Here is a 17,668-nt window from a genome sequence, read left to right as displayed (position 1 = left end):
AGCGGTGACTCAGAGGGGGATCAGTGCTCGTCGTGGCGGCGGCGCCAGCGCTCTTCCATGCGCTCCATGAAGCTCTGGCGCTGGGGGCGGCGGCCGCGGTCGCGGGACGGCGGGGAGTCACCGAACCCGTTCATGCGCTTCCAGCTCGACAGGCCCCACAGGCAAGTTGCCAGCATGACCACGAAGCCGGCGGCACCGAGCCAGATCTGGGCCGCGACGACGCCGACCATCAGCAGGACCACGCCGAGTGCGAAGCCTATGGAGGCCTTCACCAGGCGGCGCTTGTAGTGGCTGCGCGGATCGCTGATCCGTACGGTGTTCGCCCACTTCGGGTCCTCGGCATAGAGGGCCTGCTCGATCTGGTCGAGCAAGCGCTGCTCGTGCTCAGACAGCGGCACGGCGCCTCCCAAGGACGGCCCCATTCAGGGGAAGACGGCAACGGACGACACGGGGTGTCCGAACCTCGCGGTCGGTTATCCCCAGAATACGAGGCCTCAGACGTAGGCGAAAGAAAACGTCCAACGCGGTCCAAACCGGAGGTGACGTCATGGACCTATTGGACCAAACGGACGCCGAACAAGCGATGCCGGTTTCACCGCGTCCGGGCCGAAACGGCGGGCCGCCCGATCCATGGCCTGTTCGGCCTCCCGCCAGCCGGTCTCCCGCTCCCCCAGGCCCAGCTGACGCGTCGCCGTGGCGGCCGGGAACAGGTTCTCCACCCGCACGCCGACCAGCCGCAACCGCACCCGCTCCAGCCCGGCGGCCTCGTAGAGCTCGCATGATGTGTCGAAAATCTCCTTCGCGACGTCGGTCGCCTCGCGCAGCGTACGCGACCGGGTGATGGTCGTGAAGTCGGATCGGCGGAGTTTGACGCTGACCGTTCGGCCGACGTGCCCGCCGGCCCGCAGGCGCGCCGCGACCCGCTCCGACAGTCGCAGCAGCTCACGCCTGATCGTCTCGGGGTCGTCGACGTCGTGCGGGAACGTCTCCTCGTTGCCGATGCTCTTGTCGGGCGCGTGCGGCACCACCCGGCGCTCGTCGCGCCCCCAGGCCAGGGCCGCCAGGTGCGCGCCGACGGCGCCGAACTCGCGCTGGAGCGTCGCCACCGGCACCTGGGCCAGATCCCCCACGGTGCGGATGCCGAGCCGTACGAGGGCCTGCTCGGTGCGCTCTCCCACGCCCCACAGGGCGGCGACGGGCAGCGGGTGCAGGAACTCCACGACCCGGTCGGCCGGGACCACGAGCAGGCCGTCCGGCTTGCACTGGCGCGAGGCGAGCTTGGCCACGAACTTCGTGCTCGCCACCCCCACCGAGCAGGTGATGCCGTACCGCTCGGCGACCTGGGCGCGGATCATCCGGGCGATGGCCGCGGGGCTGCCGAGCCTGCGGCGGGCCCCGCCGACGTCGAGGAACGCCTCGTCGGAGGCGATCGGCTCCACTTCCGGGGTGATCGCCTGGAAGATCTCCATGACGCCGCGGGACACCTCGGCGTACTTGGCGTGGCGCGGCGGGATGACCGTGGCCTGCGGGCAGATGCGCCGGGCCCGTGTCATCGGCATCGCCGAGTGGACCCCGAACCTGCGGGCCTCGTAGGTGGCGCTGAGCACGACGCCCCGCGCGCCGGTGGCGCCGACGATGACCGGGGCGCCCCGCAGCTCCGGGCGGTCGAGCAGCTCGACGCTGGCGTAGAAGGCGTCCATGTCCACGTGCAGGATGGGACAGCCGCTGTCGTCGACCGGCCCGTCCGGCGGTGGCGACGGATCCCGAGGCAGCAGCTGGTTCCGGGACATGAGCTCACCCTACCCGACCACCGCGCTATCCGAACATTGTTTCTACTGGCGGTAGCCGATGACGTGGATCTGGGTGGCGACGTCGCGGAGCACGGGATGGGTCGCCGCCGCCCGCTCCAGCGCGACGAGTCCCTCGGGGTCGCTCTCGGCCAGCATGCCCGGGACGAGGTCGGCGAAGATCCGCACGCCGTGCGCCTCGCCGACGGTGAACCCGGCACCGGCCAGCAGCGCGCCCAGCGTCTCCCGGGAGAAGCGGCGCGGCGTGGGGTCGCGGTCGCCCCAGCGGCCCGCCGGGTCCGAAAGCACCCGGCGCGCCTCGTCGAAGTGGCCGGCCAGCGAGCGGTGGACGGCCGCGGCGACCGAGTTGGCGGCCAGCACACTCACCACGCCGCCCGGCCGCAGGATGCCGCCGACCGCGCTCAGCGCGCCCGCCGGGTCCTCGACGTACTCCAGCACGCTGTGGCACAGCACCAGGTCGGCGCTGCCGGGCTCCAGCAGGTCGGCGAGGTCGGCGGCGTCGCCCTGCAGGCCCTTCACGCCGACGCCCGTCTCGGCGGCGCGGCGCTCCAGCGCGGCCAGCGCGTCGGGGGTCGGGTCGACCACGGTCACGGCGTGCCCGAGCGTGGCCAGCGGCACGGCGAAGCCGCCCGTGCCGCCGCCGGCGTCCACGATGTCGAGCGTGTCGCGCCCGGTGGCGGCCGTCCGCTCGGCCAGGAGCGCGCGCAGCGCCTCCCAGACGACGGCGCGGCGTGTGGCGTCACGCACTTACGGCCTCCCTGTCGGGCCTCTCGGAGCTGTCGGCCTCCCGGAGAGCCGCCGGAGCTGTCGGAGCTTCCGGAGCCGTCGCACCGAGGGGCCGTGGGGTCAGAGCGAAAGCGAGGGCTTGAGCTGCTTGAAGCGGGCCAGCAGTCCGTTGACGAACTGCGGCGACTCGTCGGTCGACAGCTCCGCGGCCAGGTGCACCCACTCGCTGATGACCACGCCCTCCGGGACCTCCTCCGACCACAGCATCTCGTAGGTCCCGCCGCGCAGGACGTTGCGGTCCACCGCCGGCATGCGCTCCAGGGTCCAGCCCTCGGCGTACGTCGAGATCAGCTCGTCGATGCGGTCCAGGTGCCGGACCACGCCCTCGACGAGGAAGGAGGTGTACTCGTTGACCGGCGGGTCCGCCCGCTCCACCCGCTCGGCGAGCACGTTGAGCGGGCTCACCTGCCGGGCCTCGGCCTCGAAGAGAATGTCCAGCGCGCGGCGGCGGGCCTTCCCCCGAGCCGACACGTCAGGCCCGACCGAGGTACTCGCCGGTGCGAGTGTCGACCTTGACCTTCTCGCCGGTCGTGATGAAGAGCGGAACCTTGATCTCGGCGCCGGTCTCCAGAGTGGCGGGCTTGGTGCCGCCGGTGGAGCGGTCGCCCTGGAGGCCCGGGTCGGTGTGCGAGATCGTCAGCTCCACGGCCGCCGGGAGGTCGACGTACAGCGGGTTGCCCTCGTTGAAGGCGACGGTCGCGGTCGTGTTCTCCAGCATGTAGTTGGCGGCGGTGCCCACCACGTCGCGCGGGACGTTGACCATGTCGTAGGTCTCGGTGTCCATGAACACGAAGTCGTCGCCGTCGAGGTAGGAGTACTGCATGTCGCGCTTGTCGACGTTCGCCACGTCGACCTTCACGCCGGCGTTGAAGGTCTTGTCGACGACCTTCCCGGACAGGATGTTCTTGAGCTTGGTGCGGACGAACGCGCCGCCCTTACCCGGCTTGACGTGCTGGAACTCGACAACGGTCCACAGCTCCCCGCCGTCGAGCTTGAGCACGAGTCCGTTCTTCAGGTCGTTCGTCGTCGCCACGTAGCGTCTCCCGCGTGCGGCTGCCCTACAGGACGAGCAGCTCCTTGGTCGTCAGTGTGAGAAGCTCCGGCCCGTCACCACGCGTCACAAGCGTGTCCTCGATGCGCACACCGCCCCTGCCCGGGAGATAGACCCCCGGCTCGACGGTGATCGGAACTCGATCCTCTAGTCTACCGGTCCTGCCAGGGCCCAGGAACGGCAGCTCGTGGATCTCCAGGCCGACTCCGTGGCCCAGCCCGTGGCCGAACCGCTCGGCGTGACCCGCCTCCGCGATCACGTCACGCGCCGCGGCGTCCACCTCGTGCGCCGTCGCCCCCGGCCGTACGGCGTGGCGGCCCGCGCGCTGGGCCTGCCGTACGAGGTCGTAGAGGTCGCGCTGCCACGCGGCGGGCGGGCCCACCGCGACCGTGCGGGTCATGTCGGCGTGGTAGCCGTCGTAGCGGGCGCCGAAGTCCATGGTCACCAGATCGCCCCGCTCGACCGGCCGGTCCGAGGGCGAGTGGTGCGGGATCGACCCGTTGGGGCCGCTCGCCACGATGGAGTCGAAGGCCGGCTTGTCGGCGCCGAGCTCGACCATGGCGGCCTCCAGCCACCGGGCGATCTCCCGCTCGGTGACGCCGGGGGCGATGCGCTCCACGACCAGGGAGAACGCCTCGTCGGTGATCGCGCAGGCGCGACGCAGCGCCGCGATCTCCCCCTCGTCCTTCACGGCCCTGACGGCCTCCACGAGGCCGCTGACCGGGCCGAGGCCCGCGTGCTCGGCGGACAGCCGCTGGAACAGCCCCACCGGCATGTGGTCGGCCTCCACCGCGACCCGCGCCGCGCCCGGCCCCCGCTTGAGCAGGGCCCCCGCGACGTCGCGGTCCTCGATCACCTCGACGCCCGAGCACACCGCCTGGGCCGTTTCCAGGTAGCGCGAGTCCGTGGCGAGCGCGGCCTCCCCCGTCGCGGTGACGAGCACCGCGGCGTTGGAGCTGCCGAGACCGGTCAGATAGCGGACGTTGACCGGCCAGGTGACGAGGGCCGCCGCGACCTCGTGCTCGCGCAGCGCGCCGGCCAGCCGCGCGCGGCGCACGGCATGGATCGCCGCGGGTCCGGTGGCAGTGGTCCCGGGGTCAGTGGTCCCGGCGCCAGTGGTCCCGGGGCCGGTGTTCTCGGTGGCGGCGGTCCCCGCCTGAGCGTCTCCGGCCGATGTGCCGGTCACGGCGGCACCGGTCCCTGCGGCGCGAGTTCCTGCGGCGTGAGTCCCTGCGACATCGGTCACGGACGGACTCTACCGCCGCCCCCGCGCGTCCCACCGCCCGGCGGTGGGGCGCGGGGGGCTCGGACGGCGGCGGTCAGGAGGCCAGGTCGCGGATCTTCTCGATCAGCCGGACCCGCTCCTCGTGGGTGCGGGCCATGGGGGCGACGTTGAGCGTGGTGACCCCGGCCTCGCGCAGCGCGGCCAGCCGCTCCCTGACGTGCCCCTCGGGACCGACCAGGGACATCCGCTCCAGCAGTTCCCTGGGCACCAGCGCCTCGGCTTCCTTCTTCTTGCCCTCCAGGTAGAGGTCCTGGATCTGCTCGGCCTCCTTCTCGTAGCCGTAGCGGCGGGCCAGGTCGTTGTAGAAGTTCCTGCCCTTGGCGCCCATGCCGCCGATGTAGAGGGCGGCCATGGAACGGCCCAGCTCCAGCATCTCGCCGACGTCGTCGCCGATCGCCAGCATGGCCTGCGCGATCACGTCCAGCTCGCCGAGGGCCGGGTCCCTGCGCTCCCGCCCGGCGGCGAGCGACGCGTCCCACACGTCGCCGGCCTTCTCCGGCACGAAGAAGATAGGCTCCCAGCCCTCCGCCAGCTCCGCGGCCAGCTGCACGTTCTTCGGCCCGATGGCCGCGATCACGATCGGGACGCGCTCGCGCACCGGGTGGTTGATCAGCTTGAGCGGCTTGCCGAGGCCGGTGCCGCCCTCCAGCGGCAGCGTGTAGTGCCTGCCCGCGTACTGCAGCCGCTCGCGCCGCCAGACCTTGCGGCAGATCTCGATGACCTCACGGGTGCGGCCCAGCGGCGCGGTGTACGGCACGCCGTGGAAGCCCTCGATGACCTGCGGGCCCGACGTGCCGATGCCGAGCGTGAACCGCCCGTCGGAGACGTAGTCGAGGCCGGCGGCCGTCATGGCCAGCAGGGCCGGCGTGCGGGAGTAGATCGGCAGGATGCCCGAGGCGATCTGCAGCCGCTCGGTCCTCGCCGCGATGTAACCGAGCTGGCTGACGGCGTCGAAGCTGTACGCCTCGGCCACGAACACGATGTCGAGCCCGGCCTTCTCGTAGTCGGCCAGCTCGGCGACGGTCTCCTTGAAGCCCCCCGAGTAGTTGAGGGCCATCCCGATCCGCATCCGCTTCGTCCTTCCGCGCGTGAACCCGTCGGTAACCGAATGATGTTCCGTATTCGGATCCCAAGGCTAGTGATGCGGACCGGCCGTGACCACTTTCAGGGTCGGCGGCCGACACCTCCGAGCACCGGCAGGAAGCCGCCGCGCGGCGGCACCGGGTCGTCGCCGGGCCGCCACTCGTTCAGCGGGACCAGCCCCGGCTCGACCAGTTCGAAGCCGTCGAAGAACCGGGCGATCTGCGCGCCCGGCCTGGCCTCGAAGGGCGCGTTGGCGTTGCCGTAGACGGCACCCGCCTGCGCCATCGTGTCGGGCAGGAGGTCGGAGCAGACGTGGGAGACGACGAGGTGGCTGCCCGCGGGAAGCAGGTCACGATAGGCGGCCACCAGCCCCGCCGGATCCTCCTCGTCGGACACGAAGTGCAGGCAGGACACCAGCAGCAGCGCCGCGGGGCCGTCGAGGGTGAAGCCCGCCTCCTCCGCCGCGGCGAGGACGTCCCGCGGCCGGCGCATGTCGCCCTGCAGGAAGCGCACCCGGGGATCGCCCTCCAGCAGCGCCCGCCCGTGCGCCGCCACCACCGCGTCGTTGTCCACGTACGTCACGAGCGAGTCGGGGGCCTCCGCCAGCGCGATCTCGTGGACGTTGCCCTGCGTCGGCAGGCCGGCGCCGAGGTCGAGGAACCTGCGGATGCCGCACTCGGCCGCCAGGTAACGCACGGCCCGGCCGAGGAAGGCGCGGTTCTCCCGCACCGCGTCCCTGACGTACCCGTGCGACAGCTCGATGATCCGCTCGGCCGCGGCCCGGTCGGGCGGGAAGTGGTTCTTGCCGCCCAGGTAGTAGTCGTACATGCGGGCGACGTTGGGCCGCGTGACGTCGAACCCGCCGGGTGCCTGCTCCGTCATGACGCGCTCCCCGGTCGGCCGGACTCTTCTTCGCGATCATTGTGACGGAGCTCACCAAGGGCAGCGAATCGGGCGAATTACTCCTTATGGAGTCGCCCCTCATGGAGTCGACACAGGTCGGCGGGGGTGTCGACGTCCACGGGGTCGCCCGCGTCGTCACAGGGCACGGCCGTGACCAGTTCGGGGTGCGCGCGCAGGAAGGGCCGCGCGCCCACGTCGCCCTCGGCGAGCGCGGCCACCTCCTCCAGGTGCTCGCGCGCGATGAGCACCGGGTTGCGCGGCGCCCCGCCGTACGCCGCGACGGCGACGCGGGCGCCGGCCTCGAATGCCGCGATCAGCCGGCGCACCGCCTCGGGCCGCACCAGCGGCTGGTCGGCCAGCGCGATCACCACCGCGGCGGCGGCCGGCGGGAGCGCGCGCAGCCCGGCCCGCAGCGACGAGCCCATGCCGGCCGCCCAGCCGGGATTGCGCACGACGACCGCACCGGCGACCGGCACGTCGGCGGCCCCGAGGACGATCAGCACCGGCCGGCACCCGCCCTCGGCGAGCAGCCGCACCCCGCGGTCGGCCAGCCGCTCCCCCTCGAACTCCACCAGCGCCTTCGGCCCGCCGAACCGGCTGCCGCCTCCGGCGGCCAGCAGCAGCCCGGCGACCGCCGCGCCACTCACCGCGACTCGCCGTGGATGCGTCCCGACGTCTCGGTGAGCGGCCTGCCGCTGCCGCCCCAGCGCAGCTGGATCAGCTCGGCCGCGATCGACACGGCCGTCTCCTCCGGCGTGCGCGCCCCGAGGTCGAGCCCGATCGGCGACCGCAGCCGGGCCAGTTCGTCCTCGGTCAGGCCGGCCTCGCGCAGCCGCGCCAGCCGGTCCGCGTGCGTGCGCCGCGACCCCATGGCCCCGACGTACGCCGCCGGGGTGCGCAGGGCCACCTCCAGCAGCGGCACGTCGAACTTCGGGTCGTGGGTGAGCACGCAGATCGCGGTGCGCTCGTCGACCTCGGCCGCGGCCAGATAGTCGTGCGGCCAGGCCACCACGACCTCGTCGGCCTCGGGGAACCGCTTGGCCGTGGCGAAGACCGGCCGCGCGTCGCACACCACCACGTGGTAGCCGAGGAAGCGGCCGATCCGCGCGACCGCCGCGGCGAAGTCGATCGCGCCGAAGACCAGCATGCGCGGCGGCGGCGCGAACGACTGCACGAACACCCGCAGGTCGTCCAGCCGCCGCTCGCCCTCCGGGCCGTAGCGCCGCACGCCGGTCAGGCCCTGCGCGAGCATGCCGCGCACGTCGTCGTCCACCGCGTCGTCGAGCCGGGCCGAGCCGAGCGAGCCCGCCGCCCGGTCCGGCCAGACCACGCGGCGCGCCCCCACGCGGCCGGGGCCCGCGACGATCGTGGCCACGGCGACCGGACGCCGCGCGGCGACGTCCGCGGCGACCTCGCCCAGCTGCGGATAGTCCTCCTTGGAGACCGGCTCGACGAACACGTCGATGATCCCGCCGCAGGTCAGGCCGACCGCGAAGGCGTCGTCGTCGCTCACGCCGTACCGCTGCAGCACCGGCGTCCCGGTGGCGACGACCTGCGCGGCCAGCTCGTAGACCGCTCCCTCGACGCAGCCGCCCGACACGCTGCCGGCCGCCTCGCCGTCGAGGACGGCCATGGCCGCGCCGGGCGGGCGCGGTGCGCTGCGGAAGGTGCCGACGACGGTGGCGAGCCCGAACCGCCGCCCCTGCTCCCACCACCGCAGCACCTGGTCCAGCACGTCACGCACCGGCCCCTCCCCCCCGGACAGCCCGGAAAGCCCGCACGGGCCGGTCGCCGGCCAGCAGCGCGGCCAGTTCCTCGTACGCGGCCAGGCTGTGCCCGGCGACGAAGTCCGTGACGTACGGCAGCGCCGCGCGGATGCCCGCGGTCAGCGGCCGGTACGCCGGGTCGCCCTTGTGCGGGTTGACCCAGACGACGCGGCGGGCGAGCCGGGACAGCCGGGCCATCTGCGCGCCCAGCAGGTCGGCCTGGCCCCGCTCCCATCCGTCGGAGGCGATCACGACGATCGCCCCCCGGGGATCGGGCAGGCGCAGCAGCGCCCGCACCTCCTCCCCCAGCCGGGTGCCGCCGCTCCAGTCGGGGATGGCCGCCGAGCACTCGGCCATGGCGAGACCGGGGTCGCGGTGGCGCAGCGCGGCGGTGATCCTGGTGAGCCGGGTTCCCACGCTGAACACCTCGGTCGCCCCCGGCTCCGCGCGCACCAGCGCGTGGGCGAGGCGCAGCAGCGTGTCGGCGTAGGCGGCCATCGAGCCGCTGACGTCCACGAGCATGACGACCCGGCGCGGCCGGTCCCTGCGCACGCGGCGGCGCAGCCGGGCCGGTTCGCCGCCGTGCCGCAGGATCTCCCTGACCGTGCGCCGCGCGTCGGTCGCGCCGCCGTGGGGCGACGGGCGGTAGCGCCGCGACCTGCGCGGCTGCCGGGCGCCGCGCAGCAGCGCGAGCAGGCGGTGCACCTCCCGGCGCTCGGCCTCGCTCATCCGCGCCACGTCCCGGTGCCGCAGCACCTCGATCTCGCTCGCCGTGGCCGGGGGCGCGCCGGGCTCGCCCGCCGGTTCCCGCTCCCCGCCGCCGTACGGCGCCGCCACCGGGCGGGTCACGGAGACGGTCATCGCGCGGACGCGGCGCGGCGCGGGGAAGGCGGCGGAGAAGTAGGCCGCGAAGCAGCGGTCGTAGCGGGGCAGGTCGTCGGGCCCGGCGCACAGGGTGAGACGGCCCGCCCAGTAGACGTTCCGCCCGTCGGCCGCGTCGAGGTGGCCGAGCGCCGCGAGGAAGCTCTGGGTGCGATGGTGGTCGGCCGCGACCCCCGCCGCCCGGAGCGTCCGGGCGAATCCGGTCAGCACCGCGACGGGTCCGGGACCGGGCGACGCGAGCAGGCCCGGGCGGTGGCCGCCCCAGCTCTGGTCAGCCACGGCCGCCGTCCCGCGTGAGCAGCCCCAGGGCCCGGACGGTCTCCTGGTCCTCCCGGTGCTTGAGCACCGCGCCCAGCGTGGCGGCGGCCAGGGCGGGATCGAGCTCCACCGCGCCGAGCGTGAGCAGCGCCTCGGTCCAGTCGAGGGTCTCGGCGATGCCGGGCGGCTTGACCAGGCCGGCCTCGCGCATCCGGCCCGCCGTCCGCGCCACGTCGGCCGCGAGCCGCTCCGCGCATCCGGGCAGGCGCCGCCGCAGGATCGCCACCTCCCGGTCGAATCCCGGGTGCTCCAGCCAGTGGTAGAGGCAGCGCCGTTTGAGCGCGTCGTGCACCTCGCGGGTCCTGTTGGAGGTCAGGACCACGACCGGCGGGGTCGCGGCGCTGATCGTCCCGATCTCCGGCACCGAGATCGTGAAGTCCGACAGCACTTCGAGCAGGAACGCCTCGAACTCGTCGTCGGCCCGGTCGATCTCGTCCACGAGCAGCACGCTGGGCTGGGTCTCCAGGGCCCGCAGCAGCGGCCTGGCGACGAGGAACCGGCGGTCGTAGATCTCGCCCTCCAGCGCGGCGACGTCGGCCACGCCGGCCGCCTCGGCCGCCTTGAGATGCAGGAGCTGGCGCGGGAAGTCCCAGTCGTACATGGCCTGCGCCGCGTCGAGCCCCTCGTGGCACTGCAGCCTGATCAGCGGCGCGTCCAGGATCGCCGCCAGCGTCTTGGCCAGCTCGGTCTTGCCGACGCCCGCCTCGCCTTCCAGGAACAGCGGCCGGCCCATCTTCAGGGCGAGGTAGGCCGCGGTCGTCACGCCCTCGTCGGCCAGGTAGTCGTGGTGGTCGAGCAGCTCCGCCAGCCTCGCCGGCGCGTCGATGTCCGAGATCGTGGTCGTCCGCCGCAGCACACGGACAGGCTACGTGGCGAGCGTTCCGCGAGGCTCTGGCCGAATCCGCCAAAGCCGGGCGTGTCACACCGTCCCGCGTCGCCACGATCGCACAGATCCTCCCGGGTTCTACTCCGCGGTCGTGCCGAGCACCGCGTCCAGCAGGCCGGGGAAGCGGTCGTCCAGGTCCTGCCTGCGCAGGCTCACGTACCGCTGCCGGCCCTCCGGGACGTTGCGGATCACACCGGCCTCGCGGAGGGTCTTCAGGTGGTGCGACAGCGTCGACTTCGGCACCTCTCCCCCGGTGGGCTGGCACGCCGCCACCTCCAGCGGCCCCTGCGCGAGCCGCCGTACGAGCGCCAGCCGCGAGGGGTCGCTGAGCGCGAACAGCACGTCGGTCAGCACCAGGCTCGCGGCGTCGGGGTGCGGTAGGTCCCGGGCTCCAGGCATGGTTCGATAATAGTTGAACTATCCGGCGCTCCGTCGTACGGTGTGACGGTTCGAAAATTCTGGAACCGTGAACGATTGGAGTGCCGAGATGACGAACTCGGGGGGCTGCGCTCCGTCCGCGAACACCCTGGAGGCGGACCCGCGCGCGCCGGGCCGCACGCCCGGACCGCGGGGCGACGCGGCCGGAACGGTGACCGGGACGGTGACGGCCGGAACGGTGACGGCCGGAACGGTGACGGCCGGAACGGTGACGGAGACGGCCCCGGAGGCGGCGGGAACGGCGGCGCGCGGCCGGATCTCCCGCAGGGCCGGGTTCTGGCTGCTCGCCGGGACCCTGGTGGCGTTCATGGCCGCCGCGAGCACCCCCTCCCCGCTGTACGTGCTCTACCAGCAGCGCTGGGGGTTCTCGGCGGCCACGCTGACCGCCGTGTTCGCGGTCTACGCCCTCGCGCTGCTGATCGCGCTGCTCACCGTCGGCGGGCTGTCCGACCACGTCGGCCGGCGGCCCGTGCTGATCACGGCCCTGCTGGCCGAGGCGGGCGCCATGGTCGCGTTCCTGACGGCGGACGGCGTCGGGCCGCTGCTGCTGGCCAGGGCGGTGCAGGGCCTGGCCACCGGCGCGGCGACGGGCGCGATCAGCGCCGGTCTGGTGGACCTGCAGCCCGCGTCGCGCCGCGTCCGTCAACTGGGCGCGCTGGTCAACAGCGTCGCGCCGACCGGCGGCCTGGCCGCGGGAGCGCTCGGCGCCGGCCTGTTCGTGCGTTACACGACCACCCCGACGACCTCGGTCTTCGTCCTGCTCACGGCCGTCTTCGTCCTGCTGGCGGCCGCGATGGCGCTGTTGCCCGAGCCGGTCGCGCCCCGTCGTGGCCGGGGGCGGGACGCGCTCGTCTCGCTGCGCCCGCGGGTGGCCGTGCCACGGCCCGTCCGCGGTGCGTTCGCGGCGGCCGTTCCCTGCCTGGTCGCCACGTGGGCCTTGGGCGGGCTCTACCTGTCGCTGGGCGGTTCGCTGACCGCGGGTGTGCTGCGCGTCCCCGACCGCCTGGTCGGCGGGCTCGTCGTCACCGCGCTCACCGCCGCCGGAGCGTTGGCGTCTCTGGTCGTGCGCGACCTGCCGGCGAGGCGGGTCATGGCGGGCGGGTCGCTGGTGCTCGCCGCCGGCGCCGGCCTGACCCTGGCGGCGCTCGCCGCCGCGTCCACGCCGATGTTCTTCGCCGGGACGGTCGTGGCGGGCTGCGGGTTCGGCAGCGCCTTCCTCGGCGCGTTCCGCTCGCTCGCGGCGCTGGCCGGCCCCGCCGAGCGGGCCGGGATGTTCGCCTCCGTCTACGTCGTCAGCTACCTCGCCTTCAGCGTGCCCGCGGTCGCGGCGGGGATCGCGGTGCCGTCGCTCGGCCTGCGGACCACGGCCACCGTATACGGCTGCGCGGTCGTCGTCCTGGCCCTCCTCGCGGCGGTCCTCGGCCTCGCCCGCGAGCGTGCGGCCCGCACGGCCTGAGAGACCCCACGCACGCGCCCCTTAGGGTTCGGCACATGACCGACGATCGGAGCCTGCCCCGGCCGGGCTGCCTCACCGGCTCGCCGGCCGGGCGGGCGCTCGCCGCCGAACTGACCGCCCGCTGGGCGGAACCGCACCGGCGTTACCACACCACTGCCCATCTGCGGGCGGTCCTGGCCGCGATCGAACCGCTCGCCGCCCAGGCGGGGGACGCGGACGCCGTACGGCTGGCCGCGTGGTTCCACGACGCCGTCTACGAGGGGCGGCCGGGCTGGGACGAGGAGCGCAGCGCCCAGCTCGCCCAGGCCCGGCTGCCCGCCTGCGGCCTGCCCGCGGAGCGGGTGCGCGAGGTGGCCCGGCTCGTGCGGCTCACGGCGGGGCACGCCTACGAGCCCGGCGACATGAACGCGGCCGTCCTGTGCGACGCCGATCTGGCGATCCTCGCGGCGCCACCCGGCGCGTACGAGACGTACACGAGAGCCGTACGCGAGGAGTATCGGCACGTGCCGGACGAGGCGTTCAGGACCGGACGGGCCGCGGTGCTGCGGGAGTTGCTCGGCAAGCCCCGCCTGTTCGGCACTCCCGCAGGCCGGGACCTGTGGGAGCTGCGGGCACGTGAGAACGTCGCCGCCGAGCTGGCCGCTCTCTGAGCCGTTCTCTGATCTCTGAGCCGTTCTCTGAGCGGTGGGCGCGCACGACGAGCCGCGCGGCGGATCGCCGTCGGGTCACCACTTGGCACCTGGCGGCCGCTCGCCTTTACAGCGTAGATCAGGTGCGGGTCTTCGGCCGGCGCAGGCCTGACTCGCGCAGGCGGCGCACCAGCTCCTGGCTGCCGACGGGCTCGGCCCCGAGGAACACGGCCCGGTCGTAGACCGTCTCGGGCACGTCGTAGTGGTCCCGGTCGAAGGCCCGCTCGGGCACGCCGAGCAGTCGGGCGAAGTCGTGCAGTTCCTCCAGCGAGGAGTCACTCACCAGGTGGGACCACAGCAGGCCCCGGGGTCCCGGCCAGTTCGGCCGGTCGATCAGCACCGCCATGCGCCCCTCCCCTGGGCCGGTCGAGTAACCCGCAGCGAAAAGCGAGGACTACCCGACCGCCCCTGCGGGGTCCGGGGGCCGTCCCCCGGTGTCGTCCCGGGCGAGCATAGCCCCGGGGCGCCGGCCGCCACCTCGTCGCCGCCCGTCCCCCGGCGATACGGCAGCCGACGCCGGCACGGCGGTGAGCGGATTCGGAGCGGATATCAGATGACCGGAGAACGCGTCGGCGGTCCCCCGAGGGCTACCTCAGCGGGAATTATCCTCTAGCATTTCCCCGGAACTCGCTGACACTTGGGACAGCATTTGAACTTACGGTGGTTTGTGCATCGATAGGTGCACTTAGGCGACGGCTTCGGCTTCGCGTGAATTCCGGGAGCCGCCTGCGTGACGGCCGCGCCGCCCGCACCCACAGATGCCGACGCCGGAGACGTCGTGGCCGGCCAGAGTGCGACCGTGCCGAGCAGCGCCGAGCCGACGATCATGCTTAAACGCCCACCTCGCATGGCCCTTCTCCCTTCCGATCAAGCCGCCTTGCGGCGAATCGGGTTGTTCCTACCCCATTGTCCGAATCGCCTCCGGGAGGCGTCCACCCCACCGCCCGCCGCCCGCGATGATCCGGGGAAAACCCGATGCGAATCGCGATCCGGCGATTGACATGGATCGATGAATGACGTGCCGGGTCAGATCCGGAATGGTGCCGCCTCTGGTTTCCGCTGGCACGGGATCTACGCCCCCATGAGGCGCCGGGCCGCGCCCGGCCGGATTTCCCGGCGAATTCGCCGTGCCTTCCGCGCTTTCGCCATACGAACCGTGCGGTGGCTCCAAAATGTCCGTCCGGCCACGGCATGGAAAGCGCCCCGACCCGGCAAACGCCCGCATAGTCGCCATCTGGGCGGCAACCGTCGTCAGAACGCGCCCTCGCGTCAGAGGCCAGGACGGCCCGCGACAGCCGTGGCCCCGTGACCGCTCGCGGCGCAGGGCGCCGATCACACAATCGCAACGGCCCGGATTCGGGACACCAGACGGTGCGCGGGCGGTGCGCCGCGGAACCGCAGGGTCCACGGGATCCACAGGGGCCATAGGGGGAAACGATGGCTGCACGAACTGTTCGGTCCCTGACCGCGCTCGCGGCGGCGGCCGTGCTGACGATGGCGCTGCTCGCCGGCTGCGGCGGCGGCACGACCACCGCCCCGGCGTCCGGAGGCGCCGTTGCGGCCGGACCGGCGGCGCTCGTCACGCCGACCGCGACCGAGAGCGAGTACAACTCGCCGTGCCCGACCGGCGGCAACGCCAAGAAGTTCGCCAAGACCCGGTTCGCCCTGCACGCGGGTCTCGCGCTCGGCGCCTTCCACCGCTACATCTACAAACCGCTGCGTAGCGGTGGTTTCAGGGCCGGAGCGGAGAAGCGCAAGCGCACGATCGCGAAGGCCGCGATCGCCGGCGCCTTCGCCCTGCACCAGCTGAAGGTCGCCAAGAGCTTCGCCACGGCCAATCCGAGCCTGTGCAGGGCCGTCGAGGGCGTCAACTCCCAGTTCAGCGCGCTGACCGACAAGCTGCACAACGGCACCGCCACGCCGGCCGACATCGACGCCGGCAAGAGCTCGATGGACGGCCTGCAGCGCGACGCCGCGAAGACCGGCTACAAGTTCAAGGAGCAGAACGTCACCATCCCGGGCGCGAGCTGACCTCCGTCGAAGGACGCGGCCGGTCCGCGCCGGTCAGCCCACCTTGGCGAAGAACGCCCGGATGTCGGCGGCGAGGCGATCCGGCTGGTCCATCGCGATGAAGTGGTGGCCACCCGGATTGTCCTCCGGCCAGTGGAGGATGGTGTTGTGGCGTTCGGCGAGCCGGCGGATGCCGGGCGGGCCGCTGTACACACCGGTCGGCGCGACCGTCTGGCCCTCCGGCCAGCCGAAGCCGGTGCTCTCGTAGTACGGCCACGCCGACGTCCCGAACGTCCCGGTGAACCAGTACAGGCTCACGCCGGTCAGGAACAGATCCCGGTCGATCACCTGTTCCAGCGGTTTGCCGGAGGCGTTGAACTCGTGGAACTTCTGGGTCATCCAGGCCAGTGCCGCGAGCGGTGAGTCGTGCCACCCGTACGTGAAGGTCTGCGGCGCCGCGCGCAACAACGCGTGGTGGTCGACGCCGTTCATCCAGTCCTGTTCCATCAGCCGGGCATAGGCCGCCCGCTCCTCCTCGGTCATCTCCGGGAGATCCTTCTCGGTGGGGAAGCCGAGACCGCTGACGATGTAGACCCCGGCCACGTTGTCCGGCGCCGCCTTGGCCACCTCCGGGGCGACGTAGGCCCCGAAGTCCCCGCCCTGCGCGCCGTACCGCTCGTAGCCGAGGCGGCGCATCAGCTCCGCCCAGAGCCGCGCCACGCGCGCCGCGGTCCAGCCGGTGCCGCGCGGCGGCGCGGAGAAGCCGAAGCCCGGCAGGGAGGGCACCACGACGTGGAACGCCCGGGCGGGGTCGCCGCCGTGCGTACGGGGGTCGGTGAGGCGGCCGATGAGCTCGGTGAACTCCAGGAACGAGTTCGGCCAGCCGTGCGTGAGGACGAGCGGCAGTGCGCCGGGCTCGGCCGAGCGTACGTGCAGGAAGTGGATGTCCTGACCGTCGATCTCGGTGATGAACTGGGGGAACTCGTTCAGCCGCGCCTCGTGCCGGCGCCAGTCGTACTCCTGGCGCCAGTAGGCGGCGAGCCTCCGGAGGAAGGCGTCGGGGACGCCGCGGTTCCATCCGTCGCCGGGCAGCTCACGGGGCCACCGGGCGCGGTCCAGCCGGTCGTTCAGGTCGTCCAGGTCGGCCGAAGCGATCTCAATACGGAATGGGCGGATCTCGGTGCTCATGTCTCTCCCGTCGCGTCGCGATGACGGGATCGACGCTAGGGGCCATGTAGGTCATGACCCGTCCTAGATGACCGGGCATGCTTGATCCATGAGTGATACGTCCGCACGGTTGCTCGCTCTGCTGTCGCTGCTGCAGACGCCCCGCGAGTGGCCGGGAAGCGAGCTGGCCGAGCGTCTGGAGGTCAGCCCCCGGACCATTCGCCGCGACATCGATCGCCTGCGCGAGCTGGGATATCCGGTCCAGGCGACGATGGGTGCGGTGGGCGGTTACCGGCTCGCCGCGGGCGCGGCCATGCCGCCGCTGCTGCTGGACGACGAGGAGGCGGTGGCCATCGCCGTCGGCCTCCGCACGGCCGCCGCGCATCCGGTGGACGGCATCGAAGAGGCGTCCGTGCGCGCCCTGGCCAAGCTGGAGCAGGTGCTGCCGTCCCGGCTGCGGCACCGGGTGGGCGCGCTCGCCGCCGCGACCGTGCCGATGCTCGCCGGAGCCGAGCCGCCCGTGGACCCGCGGACCCTGGTGGTGCTCGCCGGGGCCGCCGCCAACCGCGAACGCCTGCGCTTCGCCTACCGGTCCGGCGACGGCACCGAGACCAGGCGCCTGACCGAGCCGTACCGCCTGGTCACGGCCGGGCGCCGGTGGTATCTGCTGGCATACGACAACGACCGCGACGACTGGCGGATCTTCCGTGCCGACCGCATCGGCGACCCGCACCCGACCGGCGTACGGGTCCCGGCCCGGGTGCCGCCGGAACAGGACCCGGCCGCGTTCGTCGCCGCCAAGCTGTACTCGTCCGCGCCCGTCTACGAGGTGGTGGCGACCGTGCGCCTTCCGGCCGGCCAGGTGGCAGGCCGGCTCGGCGCCGCCGCGGGGAACGTCGAACCGATCGACGACCACAGCTGCCGCCTGCGCGGACCGGCCGACACCCTGGAGTGGCTCGCGTCACGCCTGCTCATGCTCGGCTGCGAGTTCGAGGTGCACGAGCCGCCTGAGCTGCGGGCGTATCTGCGTGCGCTGGGCGCCCGCGCCGCTCGCGCCGCCAAGACCACGGCCAGATAACCTATTGACTTGGTAGGGAATGTGGGCAACTCTGGTGACGAATTCCCGTCGTCAACTGCGAG

Annotated in this window: 19 protein-coding genes; 4 read left to right on the top strand and 15 right to left on the bottom strand. The window is 73.1% G+C overall.

What is annotated here, in order from left to right:
• Positions 1-20: 20 nt before the first annotated feature.
• From IL992_RS09090 to IL992_RS09030, 13 genes are all read right to left on the bottom strand, one after another.
• A complete protein-coding gene (locus tag IL992_RS09090) occupies positions 21-398 on the bottom strand; it encodes a DUF3040 domain-containing protein (RefSeq protein WP_193202869.1) in 378 nt (125 codons plus the stop codon).
• Positions 399-545: 147 nt separating this feature from the next.
• Positions 546-1,790, bottom strand: a complete 1,245-nt coding sequence (locus IL992_RS09085; RefSeq protein ID WP_193202868.1) for a DNA polymerase IV — start codon at positions 1,788-1,790, stop codon at positions 546-548.
• Between the two features lie 42 nt (positions 1,791-1,832).
• Complete coding sequence (locus IL992_RS09080) at positions 1,833-2,555, bottom strand: methyltransferase domain-containing protein (protein ID WP_193202867.1); 723 nt, start codon at positions 2,553-2,555, stop codon at positions 1,833-1,835.
• Between the two features lie 99 nt (positions 2,556-2,654).
• A complete protein-coding gene (gene nusB, locus IL992_RS09075; RefSeq protein ID WP_193202866.1) occupies positions 2,655-3,065 on the bottom strand; it encodes a transcription antitermination factor NusB in 411 nt (136 codons plus the stop codon).
• A gap of 1 nt (position 3,066) precedes the next feature.
• A complete protein-coding gene (gene efp, locus IL992_RS09070; RefSeq protein ID WP_079318503.1) occupies positions 3,067-3,627 on the bottom strand; it encodes an elongation factor P in 561 nt (186 codons plus the stop codon).
• A 25-nt stretch (positions 3,628-3,652) separates the two neighbouring features.
• Positions 3,653-4,831 (bottom strand): aminopeptidase P family protein, encoded by a 1,179-nt coding sequence (locus IL992_RS09065; RefSeq protein WP_319018440.1) that lies wholly within the window; start codon positions 4,829-4,831, stop codon positions 3,653-3,655.
• Positions 4,832-4,964: 133 nt separating this feature from the next.
• On the bottom strand, positions 4,965-5,999 hold the full coding sequence (locus IL992_RS09060) for an LLM class F420-dependent oxidoreductase (RefSeq protein ID WP_193202865.1): 1,035 nt from the start codon (positions 5,997-5,999) through the stop codon (positions 4,965-4,967).
• A 95-nt stretch (positions 6,000-6,094) separates the two neighbouring features.
• A complete protein-coding gene (locus IL992_RS09055; RefSeq protein ID WP_193202864.1) occupies positions 6,095-6,895 on the bottom strand; it encodes an SAM-dependent methyltransferase in 801 nt (266 codons plus the stop codon).
• A 77-nt stretch (positions 6,896-6,972) separates the two neighbouring features.
• Positions 6,973-7,563, bottom strand: a complete 591-nt coding sequence (locus tag IL992_RS09050; RefSeq protein ID WP_193202863.1) for a nucleotidyltransferase family protein — start codon at positions 7,561-7,563, stop codon at positions 6,973-6,975.
• The gene (locus IL992_RS09045; RefSeq protein ID WP_193202862.1) at positions 7,560-8,660 is read right to left on the bottom strand and encodes an XdhC family protein; all 1,101 of its coding nucleotides are present in this window, start codon (positions 8,658-8,660) and stop codon (positions 7,560-7,562) included. Before IL992_RS09045 ends, IL992_RS09050 begins: the two co-directional genes overlap by 4 nt.
• On the bottom strand, positions 8,653-9,843 hold the full coding sequence (locus IL992_RS09040) for a vWA domain-containing protein (RefSeq protein WP_319018439.1): 1,191 nt from the start codon (positions 9,841-9,843) through the stop codon (positions 8,653-8,655). Before IL992_RS09040 ends, IL992_RS09045 begins: the two co-directional genes overlap by 8 nt.
• Positions 9,836-10,738 (bottom strand): AAA family ATPase, encoded by a 903-nt coding sequence (locus IL992_RS09035; RefSeq protein ID WP_193202861.1) that lies wholly within the window; start codon positions 10,736-10,738, stop codon positions 9,836-9,838. The genes IL992_RS09040 and IL992_RS09035 overlap by 8 nt, the downstream gene beginning before the upstream one ends.
• A 108-nt stretch (positions 10,739-10,846) precedes the next feature.
• The gene (locus tag IL992_RS09030; RefSeq protein WP_193202860.1) at positions 10,847-11,167 is read right to left on the bottom strand and encodes an ArsR/SmtB family transcription factor; all 321 of its coding nucleotides are present in this window, start codon (positions 11,165-11,167) and stop codon (positions 10,847-10,849) included.
• 88 nt (positions 11,168-11,255) lie between these two features.
• On the opposite strand from IL992_RS09030, the gene IL992_RS09025 reads away from it, so the two are divergent.
• Together IL992_RS09025 and IL992_RS09020 are read left to right on the top strand one after the other, a co-directional pair.
• Entirely contained in the window at positions 11,256-12,662 is a 1,407-nt protein-coding gene (locus IL992_RS09025; protein ID WP_193202859.1) for an MFS transporter, read from the top strand.
• A 35-nt stretch (positions 12,663-12,697) separates the two neighbouring features.
• Positions 12,698-13,312: an HD domain-containing protein gene (locus IL992_RS09020; RefSeq protein ID WP_193202858.1), complete on the top strand. Its 615-nt coding sequence runs from the start codon at positions 12,698-12,700 to the stop codon at positions 13,310-13,312.
• A gap of 118 nt (positions 13,313-13,430) precedes the next feature.
• Here IL992_RS09020 and IL992_RS09015 read toward each other — a convergent pair whose 3' ends face one another.
• On the bottom strand, positions 13,431-13,697 hold the full coding sequence (locus IL992_RS09015) for a DUF4031 domain-containing protein (protein WP_142556761.1): 267 nt from the start codon (positions 13,695-13,697) through the stop codon (positions 13,431-13,433).
• 1,091 nt (positions 13,698-14,788) lie between these two features.
• Between IL992_RS09015 and IL992_RS09010 the strand changes: the two genes are divergently transcribed.
• Positions 14,789-15,382, top strand: a complete 594-nt coding sequence (locus tag IL992_RS09010; RefSeq protein WP_226872571.1) for a hypothetical protein — start codon at positions 14,789-14,791, stop codon at positions 15,380-15,382.
• A 33-nt stretch (positions 15,383-15,415) separates the two neighbouring features.
• Here IL992_RS09010 and IL992_RS09005 read toward each other — a convergent pair whose 3' ends face one another.
• Positions 15,416-16,549: an epoxide hydrolase family protein gene (locus tag IL992_RS09005; RefSeq protein WP_193202857.1), complete on the bottom strand. Its 1,134-nt coding sequence runs from the start codon at positions 16,547-16,549 to the stop codon at positions 15,416-15,418.
• A gap of 88 nt (positions 16,550-16,637) precedes the next feature.
• Between IL992_RS09005 and IL992_RS09000 the strand changes: the two genes are divergently transcribed.
• A complete protein-coding gene (locus IL992_RS09000) occupies positions 16,638-17,606 on the top strand; it encodes a helix-turn-helix transcriptional regulator (RefSeq protein ID WP_193202856.1) in 969 nt (322 codons plus the stop codon).
• Positions 17,607-17,668 lie beyond the last annotated feature (62 nt).

The sequence above is a fragment of the Microbispora sitophila genome, from assembly GCF_014892245.1.
In the GTDB taxonomy this organism is placed as follows: domain Bacteria; phylum Actinomycetota; class Actinomycetes; order Streptosporangiales; family Streptosporangiaceae; genus Microbispora; species Microbispora siamensis.
Note: the sequence above shows the minus strand (reverse complement) of the source record. Positions and strands in the feature narration are given on the sequence as shown.